Origin of the sequence: Bosea sp. 685 (assembly GCF_031884435.1) — a bacterium.
In the GTDB taxonomy this organism is placed as follows: domain Bacteria; phylum Pseudomonadota; class Alphaproteobacteria; order Rhizobiales; family Beijerinckiaceae; genus Allobosea.
This window is the reverse complement of record NZ_CP134779.1, coordinates 3,317,167-3,331,870: the sequence shown is the minus strand read 5'-3', so window position 1 is coordinate 3,331,870 and position 14,704 is coordinate 3,317,167. Positions and strand designations below refer to the sequence as shown.

Sequence of the window (14,704 nt, the reverse complement as noted above, 5' to 3'; positions counted from 1 at the left end):
TTAGATCATGAGTCTCATTCCCCAGCGCCTTTTCCTTGGCGTGTCCCACTCCGTGCTCGGCCGGCCCTGGCGCGACAGGCTGGACGCTGCGGGGCTCGGTCGCGCCGAGGCCCTGGCGCAGCTCGAAGGCATTCCCGATACCTTGTCGCGCCTGCTCGCCGGGCGCGGCGTCGAGCCCAATGAGGCCTTGGGCTTCCTCGAGCCCCGCCTGCGCGATCTCCTGCCCGATCCCGCGACATTGACCGATATGGAAGCTGCCGCCGCCCGTCTCGCCGAGGCGGCGCAGCGGCGCGAGAAGGTTGCGATCTTCGGCGATTACGATGTCGACGGCGCCTGCTCGGCGGCCCTGCTCGCGGGCTTCCTGCGCCAGGCTGGCGCGCAGCCGCGCATCCATATCCCCGACCGCTTGATCGAGGGCTATGGTCCCAACAGCGACGCCATCCGCACACTGGCAGGCGAAGGCGCGACGCTATTGGTCACGGTCGATTGCGGCACGACCAGCCATGAGCCGCTGGCCGAGGCGCAAAGGCTCGGGCTCGATGTCGTCGTCCTCGACCACCATCAGGCGCCCGAGCTGCTTCCGCCCGTCGCCGCCCTGGTCAATCCCAACCGGCAGGACGATCTCTCCGGGCTCGGCCATCTCTGCGCGGCAGGCGTCGTCTTCCTGACGCTCGTGGCCCTCAGCCGGACGCTGCGGCGGCAGGGCTTCTGGGCGGGCAGGGCGGAGGGCGAGCCCGATCTGCTGGCGGCGCTGGATCTCGTGGCGTTGGCGACGGTGGCCGATGTCGTGCCGCTCAAGGGTCTCAACCGCGCTTTCGTGCGCCAGGGCATCGCCATCTTGCGGGGGCGGACGCGGCCGGGACTGGCCGCGCTGATGGATGTCGCAGGGCTGGATGGCCCGGTGCAGCCCTGGCATCTCGGCTTTCTGCTCGGCCCGCGCATCAATGCCGGTGGCCGCATCGGCGATGCGGCGCTGGGGGCGAGGCTCTTGCTGACCGAAGACGAGATCGAGGCGCGCAGCATCGCGACCGAACTCAACCGATTGAACCAGGAACGTCAGGAGATCGAGCGGCAGGCGGTGCTGGAAGCCACCGCGCAGGCCGATCATGCGCTGATGAGCCTGCCCGACCAGCCCGTGCTGATGGCGGCCTCTGCCGATTGGCATCCCGGCATCGTCGGCCTCGTCGCAGCAAGGCTGAAGGAGCGCTTCCGGCGCCCGGCCTTCGCGCTCGCCTTGAACGGGGAGGGCGGCGCGACTGGGTCGGGCCGTTCGGTCGCCGGTGTCGATCTCGGCCGTGCCGTGCGCGAGGCGGTCGAGGCCGGGCTCGCGGTCAAGGGCGGCGGCCACGCCATGGCGGCCGGCGTGACGCTGGCTGCCGGGCAGGCTTCCGCTTTCCAGGCTTTCCTGGCCGAGCGGCTGGCGATGCAGGTCGCGGCGGCCGGTGAGGCCGAGGCGCTGCTGATCGATGCGGCGCTGAGCGCGGGCGGCGCCAATCCGCGCCTGCTCGCCGAGATCGACAAGGCAGGGCCCTTTGGCGCAGGCAGTCCCGAGCCGGTTTTCGTCTTCCCCTCGCATCGCCTGGTCGAGGCTGTCGAGATCGGCAGCGGCGGCCATGTCCGCATCAAGCTCAAGAGCGGCGACGGCGCGACCGTGGGCGGCATCGCCTTCCGCGTGGCGCAGGAGCCGCTGGGACGCGCCCTGCTGGCGGCGCGTGGCGAGAGCGTCCATCTTGCCGCGACGCTGACGCTGAACCGCTGGGGCGGCCGTGAGAGCGCCGAGCTGCGCGTCCTCGACATGGCGCGCTTGGGCTGATTGCTATCGTTTTGAGGGGAAGGCCGGTGGCGGCGGGCCACTCCGGACTTTCCCCGGATATCGTCAAACTGGCGCTTGCAGAGGGCGCGCCCTGCCACTATACCTCGCCCCGCTTCTCGACGGGCAGCCGTCGATTCAGAGGCCCGCGACCTTCGTCTATCGGTTAGGACACCAGCCTTTCACGCTGGGGAGACGGGTTCGACTCCCGTAGGTCGCGCCATCATCTTTTTCTGCATACAAATCTCCTTTAAGATATTGAACGGCAACGATATTTTCGAGTTCGAAAACCCGTCCTCCTGGCTGTAGGCGATACGCTCGACAAACGCTAAGCTTAGGACCATTCGGCGCAGTTTGAACTGACCAGAACTCCATATTTTCCAGTAGCTTGAGAGAAAGCCCATGGCGAGTTCGAACATTTCGCGATAGCCAACCGTTGGCCGCTCGCTCTGTTCGATCCTCTCGCTCAGGAGCAGCTTGCGCTGTTCGAGCTGGACGATTTTTTTCTCATAGGCCGACGTCACCGCAGGGCTGTCGGATTCGATAATCCGCTCCAGAAGCTTGTCGGTCTGGGTATCGATATCCCTGAGTTCCTTCCGGAGGCTCAGAATCACATCCGCCACCTGTTGCCGGCGTTGATCCCAGGCGTTCTTCATCATCGCACTGACGAGATCCAACAGGACCGGCGTCGGCTGGCGTGAGCGCAGCAGCACCTCGAATTCACCCTCGATCTGATCCCGCCTGATTGATTTTCGCGCACTGACGCAGCCTGCTGGACAACTCTGGACAGCAGTCTCAGCTCGGCCAAGTCGACAGGAGCTAGCCCGCTCAATCTCGCCGCCAGCCACTCCTACAGTAAGCGGTGTTCTTCGAGCGAGCGCCGATAAGCGCCTTCGACACCCACGATGCCACCGAGGGAGGCCATGGCCGCATCAAGACCCGCCGCCATCGCGTCAGCCACGACGTCTCATGGCTCGCTTCCGACCAACGCTTTCCCGGAGAATCGCGCTTTGCCGCGCTGGCCATGATCGGAATGGTCGAGGCAACCGTCGAGCGCGCCGGCCAGGTTTCGCTGGCCAGGCGCTACTACCTCTCCTCGGCAACACTCTCTGCATCCCAATGCCCACGCCGTGCGCGCCCACTGGGTGTCGAAAACCGACTCCACTGGGTCATGGACGTCGTCTTCCACGATGACCTGATGCGCCTGCGATCTCAAAACGGACCCGCAAACATGGCCGCCATCCGACACGCCAGCATCAACATCATCAAGCAAATCAACGACAAAGCCAGCATCAAGACCCGCCGCAAAACGCTCGGTTGGGACGATGATTACCTCTTCAACGCAATCGCTCAGCCAAACTCATGACATTCAAGCGATTGCCCTGGTGGTCAGAACCGGACGCGCAAGGCCGCCGAGCCGCCGATCTCGCCGGAGTTGGCGGAGAAGGCACCGTCGGCCCGCGCCGTGATGCTGACGGCGGGCGTCAGGCGAATGTCGAGGCCGAGGCCGACGAGCGCCGCGTCGCGGTCGCGGCGCGCGCCCTCCACGACGAAACTCGCAGCCGGCAGCGCCGCGATCGAGGCCGACATCGTCATGTCTCGCTCGAGATAATGCGCCCAGGCGACGCTGCCGAACGCGGTCAGGTAGGTCGCGCCGGCGCGGAAGTCGGCGTTGAGCCGCAGGCCCAACTCGGTGCGCAAAGCATTCGACGTGCGTCCGTTCACGGCGAGCGCGGCGACGCCCGCGGCCGCGCCGGGGGCGGCGGTCTCGCGGAAGGCGTCGGTGCGGATCGACTGCGCCTGGATCGCGGCGGTCGGCGAGAGCGTCATGCCGCCAAACCGCAGCGCCTCCCAGGCGGCCTCGGCGCGCACGCCGAAGCCGTGGGCGCCATACTTGGCCGAAAGCGGCTGGAAGCCCAGCACCGGCACGGTGCGGCGCGCCTCGACGTCGAGCCAGCTATAGGCGGCCGAGGCCCCGAAGGAGAATGCGCCGGCGCGCGCCATGCCGTAGAGGCCGGCCTGGAAGGCGTCGGCCTCGGCCGAGCCCCGGCCACCGGCGAGCGAGGCATTGGCCTTGGCGCCCGAGACCGCGAAGCCGATGGCGGCATTGGGATCGAAGCGCCAGTCGGCGCCGACGGCGACGCCGGCATGGTCGCTGTCGCGCCTAGCCGAGCCGGCGCCCGCGCTGCCATCGACATGGCCGGTCGCGCCGAAGACGCTGCCCCAGACAGAATTGCGCGGATCGGGTGCGGCGACGTCGAGCGAGGTGCGGCCGATACGGTCAAGCGGACCGGGCGCCTTCGCGTATTGCTCGGCGGCATAGAAGGAGGACGCGCCCATCGAGCTCCCCGCTTGCCCGCGCCGACCGAGCGCGAACGGGTCGAGCATGGTCGAAAGGAAGCGCCCCGACACGTCGAAGCCCATGGCGGCGGCCGACGTATGCACTTCGCCCGAGAAGGTGTTGAGCGCCCCGGGCAGGTTCGCCGCCGACTGATTGTAGAGCGGAAAGAAGGCGTCGAGGTTCGCGCCCGCCGCGAGCGCGGCGTCGAAGCCGGCAGCCACGGCGGCCGGGTTGCGCGGGCTGCCGATGCCGAGCGGGCCGAGCGCGACGATCGGCGCGAGCGGAGCCGGCGCGAGCGTCAGGTTCACGTCGGCGCCGGTATAGGCGACCTGCGACGTGATGCCGGCGCCAAACGAGCCTTGCGTCTGCACAATGCCGAACGTGCCAGTGCGTCCGCCCTGCGCGCGAAGCAGTGTGTAAGGCGTGTTGAACAGATACGTCCCGCCCAGCGGCACGAGGCGCAGCGTGCCGGCCAGTTGCGCCGTGCCGGTGGCGTTGATGCGGTCGGCCTGCGCACCCTCGATCTCGGCGACGTAGACGCCGCCCGGCCCGAAGACGACGTTGCCGTTGACGGTCAGCGTGCCCGGCGAATTGCCCGGCGAGACGGTGCCGTTGATGGTGAGTTGCGGGATCGTGCCCGAGCCGCCGAAGGTGCCGTTCGCGCCGATCGTCACCGGCGAGGCGAGCGAGCCGTCGACGATGAGCCGGCCCCCGTCGACCTGCGTCGGGCCGGTATAGGTGCTCGTCCCCGTCAGCGTCAGCGTGCCCGTGCCGACCTTGGTCAAGCCGCCGGCAAGCCCGTCGTCGCGGATGACGCCGCCGAAGCTGCCGTTGGTGTTGCGTGTGCCGACCGTGAGCGTCTCGCCGCCGACGCGCACGAGCCCGCCCGTACCCTCCAGCGAACCGATGCTGACGCCGCCGGCTCTGCCGGAAATGTCGAGTTCGCCGTTGCCTTCCAGGATGAACCGCGCCGTGCCGCCGGTGGTGGCGTCGAGGAACGCCGTCGAGCCGTTCGCATTCGTCGTGATGGTGGCGCTTCCGGCGGTCGAGCCGTTCTCGAAGCGCAGGACGCTGTTGTTGACGATCGTCGCCGTGCCGGCGCTACTCGCGCCGGAAAAGCGCAGGAACCCGCTATTGGCGATGTTCGCGCTGCCAGCGCTGCTAGTAGTGTAGAATTCCAGGGAACCGGCACCAGTGTTCGTGATCGTGGCGCTGCCGGCGCTGGCGTTGTCGAGGAACAGCACGGTGTTGAAGTTTGCGATCGTGGCGGTAAGAGCGGTGCTGCCGCCAACAAACTGCGCAAAACCGTTGTTCGTGATCGCGGCGCTGCCGGCGCTGCTGGTGTCGCGGAACAAGAGGCTGGCGAAGTTCGTGATCGCGGCGCTGCCGGCGCTGCTGGTGTCGTTGAAACCCACGCCGTTGTTGTTTACGATCGTGGCGCTGCCGGCGGTGCTGTTCGCAAAAAATTCCACACTAGCGACGTTCGTGATCGCGGCGCTACCGGCGCTGCTGGTGTCGCGGAACCACAGGCCGGAATTGTTCGTGATCGCGGCGCTGCCGGCGCTGCTGGCGTCGTTGAAACCCACGAAGTCGTTGTTTACGATCGTGGCGTTGCCAGCGCTGGCGGTGTTGAAGAACTGAAGATTCGAACTGTTCGTAATCCCGGCGCCGCCGGCGCTGCTGGTGTTGCGGAATTCCAGCGTGCTGTTGTTCGTGATGGTTGCCCCGCCGGCACTGCTGCTGTCGCGGAACCGAATGGTATTGCCGTTCGTGATCGCAGCGCTGCCGGCGCTGCTGTTGTTGAAGAACTCGATCAGGTTGTTGTTCGTGATCCCGGCGCCGCCGGCGCTGCTGCTGTTGAGGAATTGCAGCGGCCCGTTGTTCGTGATGCTGAGCCCACCGCCATTGACGACGATGCCAGCGCCGACGAAGTCAAGCGTTTGCGCATTGTTGGTAAACGTGTAGTTCGATGCTCCCGCATCGAAAGTCCATCTGCCGATCGTGGTGGTCGGGGCCGAGAATGTCAGGTTGATAGTGTTGGACACTCCAAAGGATGCGGTGCCGGTCGGCACGGTCGCTGGAGTCCAGTTGCCGCCGGTGTTGAAATCGCCCGTGGCGGGATTAAGCAGCCATGTCGCGTCCTGCGCCGCTGCCGTCCCGGCAAGCGCCGCGAGCGCGAAGCCCGCGAGCAGCGCCACCGCTGAGGCGTCGGCCACGAGGGCCCGACATCTGCTGGTTGGATTGCTGCAATTGCCCGTCATCGTGTTCGCCCCTGACTTCTCAGCGATTTGGCCCGCGCGCCACGCGCGGCCGCCACGCCCGTTACTCAACGTCTTTTTGATTGGCTCTTGCGTCCGGACCGGAACCAAGAATTTTGACTCGCCAGCGAGCCAGCGAGCCAGCGAGCCAGCGAGCCAGCGAGCCAGCGAGCCAGCGAGCCGGTGAACGCCGCGCCGGCGCCGCCGGCGCGACAGGATCTTGGCGTCGTCAGGGACCCTGGCCGCTGCGACGTGCTCATGCGTCAGACCCGCTCCTTCGCGAGCGCATCGAGCGCCTGGCCGAGGCCCCGAAACGACAACGGGATCGCCAGCTCGCGCGCCGCCGCATCCTTGAAGACGATGCGGCCGGCCTGGCTCGCGCCGCGCCAGCGCCTGAGCGTGTCGTCGTCGGGGGCGGCGTCCGCAAAGCAGCCGCTCGGCAGGCAGCGCCGCCACGGCAGGTCGAGGGTTTTGACGTCCTTTTCGTCGGAGGCGATCTGCACGCTGCCGGGAAAGGAGACGCCGACCGGCAGCACCGCCGTCAGCCGCAGCGGGTCGGCGGGCTTGAGCTGGCCGATCGCGACCTGCGCGATCGGCGCGGCCTGGCCCTGGAGCTGGATGGTCTGGCCGACCTCGCAGACGCGCGCCGCCTTGCCGTCGACGTCCAGGCGCTGGCACCGCAGCGTCCAGTCGCCGAAGCTCGCCGTCGTCGCGCCCGGCTCGGACGAGACGGCAGCGGGAACTGCCGACGGTGCAGATGCTGCCGCCGGAGGCCTGCTGCCGGCCTGCTGGGCCAGGACCGAGGAAGCAGAAAGCGTGACGCCCGTCACCAGGACGAGGCCGATACGACGAACGAAAGGTCCCGGGGCGGGGAAGCGGCGGATCATGGACGCTCCAGCGTCGCATTGCGACGAGTCGACGGCGCACGACCGGCGCCGACAGGGCCGTGATAGCGAGCCGGTTTCGAGCGGCATAGCATTCGGGCGGCCGAAACCGGCCGACCCCCAAAAATGGTCACATCGCCGCCGATTGCGGGATTCACGCCGATACCGCATCGCTGATAACGAGGTCGTGCTCGCCCTCGAAGCAGGCCTCGAAGGCTGCATCGATGATCGCCAGCTTCACGGACTGCGCCCTGTGATATTCGTGCCGAAAGCCATCGGAGACCCAAAGCGGCGAGCGGCCCCGCCGTCCGCTCCAGCCGAGGCTGCCCATCGCCTCGGCGGCGGCGAGCTTGCGTCCGAGCTGGGTGCGCGACAGGTTCAGGCGGAGCGCGAGAGCCGATACCGCGGTGACGTCGGTCGTCACGCGGCCCAGAACGGCGTCGCTGTCGCCCACTCTGGTCTCGTCGTCTTGGGTCTCGTCCTCTTGCGGCCTGCAACCGGCGATCAGGCGGTCCATCACGACGCCCCCGTCATTGACCCAGGTGAACAGCGAAAACGTCCGGCTCGGCTTGCGAACCTCTCGCGAGGCCAGCAGGCCATCGGCGATCAGCGGTTGGATCATGGGCAGAAGCGCCGGCTGGGCGGCCAGCGCGGCCGACCGCTGCCCGCCATCGAGCGCGTCCAGGGTCGCCAGATGGAGAGCGAGCCAGTGCAGCAGCATGACAAGCGTCCGAGGCGACGGCTCGAACGGCCGCGCCCGTTTGCCCGCGCTGCCTGCGATGTGGCGGACAATGTCGTATTTGAGCATCTCGCTGATGAAGGCCGCCGCGGTGTTGCGGCTGGCGAGGCCGCGACGCAGGGCGATGTCGACGACCCGTTGTGCCAACAGGCCGCTGCCGGCCGCCGCGGCTTCGTTGCGGAAATATTGCGCCAGCGCGGCCTGCGACATCAGCCAGCGCTGCTGCGTCGCGAAGGGCGACGCCAGGCGGGGGCTGGCCTGATGGAGCTGCATCAGCGCCGCTGCCTGCCTGCGGACGCAGGTGCCAAGGGCAGGATGCGCCAAAACCTGGTCGGCTTCCATCGCCATGGGTCGATCGTTTCGCTTCCCCGGTTCAGGCCGGCATCAAGGCCACGGCCTGCGGATTCCTGCCGGTCTCGCGTCATCTGGATTCGGACGCCGTCACGCACACGAAGATACGGTTTCGCCAATCGCCTCGTCCTGAAAGGCGGCTGCACATTTTCTGAAAGTTTTCTGGTATTCCCATTTCAGCGGACCTCTGGGCGAGGGGCCGCTCTATGAAACAATCGGGGTGATCGAAGGCATGCTGCTGCGGTTTGCCGGGTTTGAACTGGACCGACGGCGCGCCACGTTGCGTGGACCCGCCGGCGAAGCCGTTAAGCTGCGCCCCAAAACCCTGGCCATGCTGGTCCTCTTCGCGACCAATCCCGGGCGCGTGCTCAGCAAGCGGGAGCTGATGGACGCCGTCTGGCCCAACGTCCATGTCGGCGAAGACAACCTGTTTCAATGCATCCGGGAGATCAGGAGCGCGCTCGGCGACGATCGACGCGAGGTGATCCGGGTCGTCTCCGGCAGCGGGTATCTGTTCGAGGCCGAGGTCTCGGCCGAGCCTGCCACGCGCGTAGCGCAGGCTGCGCACCCTGCGCTGCGCAGCGCGACGCAAACCGGCCCTGCGCTCGTGCCCGCCTCGTCATGGCGCCGCTTCGTGCGCCGCCGCCGCGCTGCCGTCGCGACCGCCGGGCTCGGCTGCATCCTCGCCCTCGCCATCATCATGATGATGCTCGCTCCGGGGTTCCTCATGGCGGGGCGGCCGCCATCGATCGCGGTGATGCCGGTCGCAGCCGGCGACGAGGACAAGGCGATGGCGGCGATCATGACGACCCGCCTCGCGGACGGGTTGGCGCAGATCGACACCATCAGCGTCGTGGCGCCGCAGACATCGCAGCAGGCGGACTTCATCGTGACCGGCGAGCTCCGCAAAACCGAACGGTCCTGGGAGGCGCAGGCGCGCATGACCCGGACGGCGACCGGGGAGATCGTCTGGACCGCGCCGGTCTCGGTGGTCATCGACGAGGCCGATCTGGCGTTGCAGCAGTCCCGGCTCGTGGCGGGCGTCGGTTATCCGCTGGCGATGCGCATCAATGCGCTCGTCAATGCCGATCCGCGACCAGCCACGCCCGAGGGTCGTCCATCGGCCGGCGGCGCCAAGGTCGTGATCGAGCAGGCCACCGCGTCCATCATCCACACGTCGCGAGAGCGCTTTGCGACGTCGCAGGCGATGCTGGAAAAGGCGCTGGCCGAGGATCCCGACAATGTCGATCTCGCCATCGCTCTGGCAGCCCTTCAGATGCGCGGCGTTCAGATGATCTGGTACGACCCGACAGAGAGCGCCGCCGCCGAGGCCCACGCGGGATCGATCCTGAAACGCGCCTTGCGGATCAAACCGACCAGCATCCCCGTCCTCGACGCCTCTTGCCGGCTCCTCAGCGCCACCAATGAATTCACCGAGAGCCTTGTTGTCTGCGCCAGGGCGTTGGCCTTGAATCCTTGGCACGCACCCGCGCTGACGCATATCGGTATCGCCCAGCTCCAGGCGGGCCGCTTCGAGGAGGCGCTGTCCTCGTTCAAGCGGGCCGACAGTTACGACACGCCGCAAGTCTCGCGCTGGACATGGAAGCTCAATGTGGGGAGGACCTATCTGTTGATGGGTCGCAGCGAAGACGCCTTGCCATGGCTGAAAAAGTCCATCGCCATCACCCCGGCGACGGGACGCAGCCACATGCTGCTGTCTGCCGCCTATATAGGCCTGGGACGGCCGGCTGAAGCGAGAGCAGCCATGGATCAAGGCATGGCGTTGCGGCCGGGCTCGAACCTGGGAAATGTCCTCCTGCCCATCAAAAACGCAAGCCCAGTCTTGTTGGCCGCGGCCGCGCTGCTTGCGAAAGCACTTCTCGCGGCAGGTTTGCCGGAGTACTGAGCCTCGATCGGCAAAAGGCTGATGCCGAGCGAACAGTGCAAGCACTTTGGGTGTTCTGCGGTGACGCGATGCCCGCTTCCGGCCGAATTCGACCAGACCGCGCCAGCCAAGGTTCTGCTTTAGGTCGAAGCCCTGATCAACCTGTCCGCCATCGACCAGATTCGCGAACGCGTTCAAAGATAAGGTTACGATGAACCACCGACTAATCGCGCCTTGGCACAGAAAAATTATTTATCAATTTCAATAACATAGGTGTTCGCAGTTTTATCCTGAATGGCGCGCCACTCAACTGTGAGTGGTCTAACTAATTGAAAATCAATGAAAATTAGCGATCGAAAATCGAGGGCGTCCCCCCGCGATGCCCCCGCATTTGTGTCCCCCCATCAACTCTGTTTGGACCAGACTCGCGAAGGCCCGATCAGGCACGCCACGTGAGCCGGCAGGTTGTCGGGCACGGCCGGGGACCTTCAGGAGGACCTATGGCAGCCTGAGGCGGTGAACGGGTCTGTAGCCCTGAGACCCGTAGCGGAAAAGCGCTTGTGAAAGCAGAAGGCAGGCCCCGAAGGACGTCTGCCTTCCGAAGTTAGCGGCGCAGCCGCGTCCAGACTCCATCGCGGATCTCGCGTGCCTTGAGCGAGCAATCCTTGACCGGCCTGAACCGCGTCTTCAAGGCTTCCGGCGGGTTGATCGCCGGATTGTCGCGGAGGTCTGCTCTGAGCAGCTCCTCCGCGCCCTTGATGGCATTGTTGTAGCCGCTGAAATTCGAGGCCTCGGCGGCGTTCTTCGGGACCATCATCCAGTTCAGGAAGATCTTGGCGCTCTCGGGGTTGGACGCTCCCTTGGGAACGGCAAAATTGTCGCCCCAGAGATTCATCCCCTCCGTCGGGTAGACGAAGACGGCGGTCGGGAGCTTGGCACGCGAACGGTGCGACGCTCCGTTCCACTGCTGGTGCATGATGACTTCGCCGGCCGCGACGCGGTCGATCGTGCCGGTCGAGGAATAGATCTTGACATGCGGCTTCTGCTTTTCAAGCAGCGTCAGGATCTTCTGCCCGTCCGCGGGGTCTTCGCTGCAGGTGTCGAGCCCGAGATAGAGTGCGGCCGCGCTGTAGACCTCGCCCTGATCGTTGAGCACGGCGATCTGACCAGAGAGCTCGGGCCGCGGCTCGAAGAATTCCTTCCAGCTCTCGGTCAGCTTGCCGCCCGGCACCTTGGCGGAATCATAAGTGAATCCGGTCGAGCCCCAGAGATACGGCACCGAATACTCGCGGCCTGGGTCGGTGGCGGGCCGATCGTGAGGTGCGGCGACATTGCCGAAATTCGACATTTTTGCCGCATCGACCTTCAGCAGGAGACCGGATTTGATCATCGTCGCCAGGATGGAATTGCTGGGAACGACGATGTCGTAACCGCCACCGCCGGCCTGCAGCTTGGCGAGCATCGTGTCGTTGCTGTCATAGACGTCGAGGCTGACCTTGATACCGGTCTCCGCCTCGAAGCGCTTGATCAGATCGGGCGGCACGTAATTGGCCCAGCTGTAGAGCAGGAGCTGCTTCGACTGGGCGAGCGCGGCGGCGGGCGTGGCCGCGAGCGCGAGCGCCGCGAGAACCGCGCGGAATCGGGTGGTTATCGTCATGAAGTCTTCTCTCCCCTTGTTTGGTTGGCAGGCGTGGTTCCACTTCGGAAGACGATGGCGACGACCGCGACCGAAGCCAGCAGCAGGAGCGTCGACAGCGCATTGACCTCCGGTGTGATGCCGGTGCGGATCATCCCGTAGATGTAGACGGGCAGCGTCGTGGCGCCGGGACCGGCGACGAAATAGGTGATGACGAAATCGCCGAGCGAGCTGATGAAGGCGAGCAGCGCGCCGGCAAAGATGCCCGGAGCGAGCAAGGGCAGCTCGATGCGCAGGAAACGCCGCCATGCGGGCGCGTAGAGATCGCTCGCCGCTTCCCCGAGTGCGGGGTCCAGTGCAGCCAGGCGCGAACGGATCGGATAATAGGCGAACGGGATGCAGAAGACCGTATGCGCGAGAATGACCGACATCAGCCCCAGCCTCACCCCTACGAGCACGAAGAGCATCAGCAGCGCGACGGCGGTGACGATTTCGGGAACGAGCAGAGGCAGGCCGAGCAGCCCCTCGACAGCCGTGCGGGCGCGGCCGCCCGAACGCGCGATGCCGAGCGCAGCCGACGTCGCGGCGGCGGTGGCAAGGATGGTCGCGACCGCCGCCACCGTCAGCGAATTGCCGATGGCGACGAGCATTGTGTCGTTGCCGAGCGCCTGGGCGTACCAGTGCAGGCTGAAGCCGGTCCAGATCGTCGTCATGTCGCTCGCATTGAACGAGAGCACCACGAGCACGATGATCGGCACGTAGAGGAAGAGCATCGCGAGCGCGGCGAGGACTGCTGTGCCGGGAAGGCGGAGAGGGTGCCTGGCCTCGTTCATGATGCAAGCCGCTCCCGCCGCCTCACGCTGGCCAGCAGAGCCAGCGCAATCAGGAGAACCAACAGGAGAACGAGCGCCAGCGCGGCCCCGAACGGCCAGTTGCGCGAGGCGCCGAACTGGGCCTGGATCAGGTTTCCGATCATCAGCGACTTGCCGCCGCCCAGCAGCTCAGGGCTGACATAGGCTCCCAGGCAGGGCACGAAGACGAGGATGGCGCCAGCGGCGATGCCGGGCGCCGCCAGCGGCAGGACCACGCGCGAGAGCACGCGCCAGCGATCAGCGCCGAGGTCGAAGGCTGCCTCGATCAGGCGCCGGTCGATGCGCTCGAGTGCGACGTAGATCGGCAAGATCATGAAGGGCAGGAAGGAATAGGTCAGGCCGATTCCCGTCGCGAGCGGCGTGTAAAGGATGTCGAGCGGTGGCGTGAGGAGGCCGGTCGTCGCGAGCGCGCTGTCGAGCGGGCCGCCATTGCGCAGGATCAGGATCCACGCAAAATTCCGGACGAGCAGGTTCGTCCAGAATGGGACGGTCACGAGGAACAGCATCAAGGCCGCGCGGCGCGGCGGCAGGCTCGCCATGTAGAGAGCCGTCGGGACACCCAGCGCCAGCGTGACTGCCGTGGTGATGGCCGCAAGCCGGAACGAGCGCAGGATGATCGCGATATAGTCGCTGTTGAAGGTGATCTGTCCCGCCAGATCTCGCTCGAACAGCAGCTTCTCATAAGCGATGGCCGTGTGCCGGCCCCAATTGACGCCTCCGAAGGCGCCGCGCTCGAGCGTCGAGACATAAAGCATCAGGCCGACCGGCACGAGCATGAACACGATCAGGAAGAGCGCAGCCGGCGCCGCCAGCAGCCCAGGAGAGGTCCGGACCGTACTCATGCCGGGAAGACCCGCACTGCGTCGGCGGGAAAGGCGAACCCCGTGGCGGTGCCGATCAGCCCCGCTGCCGCGATGCTGCCGGGCAGGCGCGCCCGCAATTCGCCCCCGCCCGCAAGCGCGGCATGCACGACGAGGTCGCTGCCGCGATAGACCGCCGTCTCCACGGTACCGTGCAACAGGCCGGGCTCGGCCGCGCCAAGCGTGATGCGCTCGGGCCGGACGACCAACACGGCCTTTGCCCCCTCAGTCAGCCCTTGCGCCTCGGCGACGTGCATGACGGCCTCGCTTGTGCCGATCGCGAAGCGCCCGCCTGCGCCGCTGCGCTCGAGACAGGTCGCATTCCAGAAATTAGCCTCGCCGATGAACTCGGCGACGAAGAGATTGGCTGGCCTGTCATAGAGGTTTTCCGGCGAGCCGACCTGCATGACCACGCCGTCGCGCATCACCGCCAGGCGGTCGGACATCGCGAGCGCCTCTTCCTGGTCGTGCGTCACGAACACGAAGGTGATGCCCGTTTCGGTTTGGAGCCGCTTAAGTTCGATCTGCATCTCGCGCCGCAACTTGAGATCGAGGGCAGACAACGGCTCGTCGAGCAGCAGCACCTTGGGCGCCGGCGCCAAGGCGCGCGCCAGCGCGACGCGCTGCTGCTGGCCCCCGGAGAGTTGGGCCGGACGGCGCTCGCCCATCCCCTCGAGGCGAACGAGACGCAGCATCTCCGCGACGCGGGACCTGACGGTCTCGCGCGGCCGCCCGAGCATTTCGAGCCCGAAGCCGACATTCTCCGCCACGCTCATATGCGGAAAAAGCGCATAGCTCTGGAAGACGGTGTTGATCGGCCGCAGATTTGGCGGGGTCTGGCCCAAGAGCTTGCCGTCCAGGCTGATTTGCCCGGAATCGGGCATGCCGAACCCTGCGATCAGCCGCAGCAGCGTGGTCTTGCCACAGCCCGACGGGCCTAGCAGCGTGAAGAACTCGTTGCGGCGAATGTCGAGCGAGACGCCGGCCAGTGCCGGCTGGGCCGCGCCTGAATACCGCTTCGAGACATCGGAGATGGCGACGATGGTGTCGTTCATGCTGGGCCTTCGG

The 14,704-nt window shown here is 66.5% G+C and carries 10 protein-coding genes and 1 tRNA gene; 4 read left to right on the top strand and 7 right to left on the bottom strand.

From position 1 onward, the window contains the following. Positions 1 to 7: 7 nt before the first annotated feature. The 3 genes from recJ (at position 8) to RMR04_RS16920 (ending at position 3,176) form a co-directional block, all read left to right on the top strand. Positions 8 to 1,813 carry a single-stranded-DNA-specific exonuclease RecJ gene (gene recJ / locus RMR04_RS16930; protein WP_311909502.1) on the top strand — a complete coding sequence of 602 codons (1,806 nt, stop codon included), beginning with the start codon at positions 8 to 10 and terminating at the stop codon, positions 1,811 to 1,813. Between the two features lie 145 nt (positions 1,814 to 1,958). Beyond that, positions 1,959 to 2,033, top strand: a tRNA-Glu gene (locus tag RMR04_RS16925). A gap of 639 nt (positions 2,034 to 2,672) precedes the next feature. Beyond that, complete coding sequence (locus RMR04_RS16920) at positions 2,673 to 3,176, top strand: ISAs1 family transposase (RefSeq protein ID WP_311909501.1); 504 nt, start codon at positions 2,673 to 2,675, stop codon at positions 3,174 to 3,176. A 23-nt stretch (positions 3,177 to 3,199) separates the two neighbouring features. On the opposite strand, the gene RMR04_RS16915 is transcribed toward RMR04_RS16920, so the two are convergent. From RMR04_RS16915 to RMR04_RS16905, 3 genes are all read right to left on the bottom strand, one after another. Next, entirely contained in the window at positions 3,200 to 6,367 is a 3,168-nt protein-coding gene (locus tag RMR04_RS16915; protein WP_311909500.1) for an autotransporter outer membrane beta-barrel domain-containing protein, read from the bottom strand. Between the two features lie 305 nt (positions 6,368 to 6,672). Continuing rightward, positions 6,673 to 7,296 carry an invasion associated locus B family protein gene (locus tag RMR04_RS16910; protein ID WP_311909499.1) on the bottom strand — a complete coding sequence of 208 codons (624 nt, stop codon included), beginning with the start codon at positions 7,294 to 7,296 and terminating at the stop codon, positions 6,673 to 6,675. Between the two features lie 151 nt (positions 7,297 to 7,447). Continuing rightward, positions 7,448 to 8,380, bottom strand: coding sequence for a hypothetical protein (locus RMR04_RS16905; protein ID WP_311909498.1), 933 nt, complete (start codon positions 8,378 to 8,380; stop codon positions 7,448 to 7,450). 334 nt (positions 8,381 to 8,714) lie between these two features. Here RMR04_RS16905 and RMR04_RS16900 point away from each other — a divergent pair, with 334 nt between their 5' ends. Then, positions 8,715 to 10,289 (top strand): winged helix-turn-helix domain-containing protein, encoded by a 1,575-nt coding sequence (locus RMR04_RS16900; protein WP_311909497.1) that lies wholly within the window; start codon positions 8,715 to 8,717, stop codon positions 10,287 to 10,289. A gap of 583 nt (positions 10,290 to 10,872) precedes the next feature. On the opposite strand, the gene RMR04_RS16895 is transcribed toward RMR04_RS16900, so the two are convergent. From RMR04_RS16895 to RMR04_RS16880, 4 genes are read right to left on the bottom strand one after another with little or no spacing between them, the layout of a single operon-like run. Beyond that, entirely contained in the window at positions 10,873 to 11,925 is a 1,053-nt protein-coding gene (locus tag RMR04_RS16895; protein ID WP_311909496.1) for an extracellular solute-binding protein, read from the bottom strand. After that, positions 11,922 to 12,737, bottom strand: a complete 816-nt coding sequence (locus RMR04_RS16890) for an ABC transporter permease (RefSeq protein ID WP_311909495.1) — start codon at positions 12,735 to 12,737, stop codon at positions 11,922 to 11,924. Before RMR04_RS16890 ends, RMR04_RS16895 begins: the two co-directional genes overlap by 4 nt. Further along, on the bottom strand, positions 12,734 to 13,618 hold the full coding sequence (locus RMR04_RS16885; protein ID WP_311909494.1) for an ABC transporter permease: 885 nt from the start codon (positions 13,616 to 13,618) through the stop codon (positions 12,734 to 12,736). Before RMR04_RS16885 ends, RMR04_RS16890 begins: the two co-directional genes overlap by 4 nt. Next, positions 13,615 to 14,691 carry an ABC transporter ATP-binding protein gene (locus tag RMR04_RS16880; protein ID WP_311909493.1) on the bottom strand — a complete coding sequence of 359 codons (1,077 nt, stop codon included), beginning with the start codon at positions 14,689 to 14,691 and terminating at the stop codon, positions 13,615 to 13,617. Before RMR04_RS16880 ends, RMR04_RS16885 begins: the two co-directional genes overlap by 4 nt. Positions 14,692 to 14,704 lie beyond the last annotated feature (13 nt).

Coding starts and splice junctions, on each gene's coding strand:
- recJ (WP_311909502.1), top strand. CDS start 8: ATGAGTCTCATTCCCCAGCGCCTTTTCCTTGGCGTGTCCCACTCCGTG.
- RMR04_RS16910 (WP_311909499.1), bottom strand. CDS start 7,296: ATGATCCGCCGCTTCCCCGCCCCGGGACCTTTCGTTCGTCGTATCGGC.
- RMR04_RS16905 (WP_311909498.1), bottom strand. CDS start 8,380: ATGGCGATGGAAGCCGACCAGGTTTTGGCGCATCCTGCCCTTGGCACC.
- RMR04_RS16900 (WP_311909497.1), top strand. CDS start 8,715: ATGCTGGTCCTCTTCGCGACCAATCCCGGGCGCGTGCTCAGCAAGCGG.
- RMR04_RS16895 (WP_311909496.1), bottom strand. CDS start 11,925: ATGACGATAACCACCCGATTCCGCGCGGTTCTCGCGGCGCTCGCGCTC.
- RMR04_RS16890 (WP_311909495.1), bottom strand. CDS start 12,737: ATGAACGAGGCCAGGCACCCTCTCCGCCTTCCCGGCACAGCAGTCCTC.
- RMR04_RS16885 (WP_311909494.1), bottom strand. CDS start 13,618: ATGAGTACGGTCCGGACCTCTCCTGGGCTGCTGGCGGCGCCGGCTGCG.
- RMR04_RS16880 (WP_311909493.1), bottom strand. CDS start 14,691: ATGAACGACACCATCGTCGCCATCTCCGATGTCTCGAAGCGGTATTCA.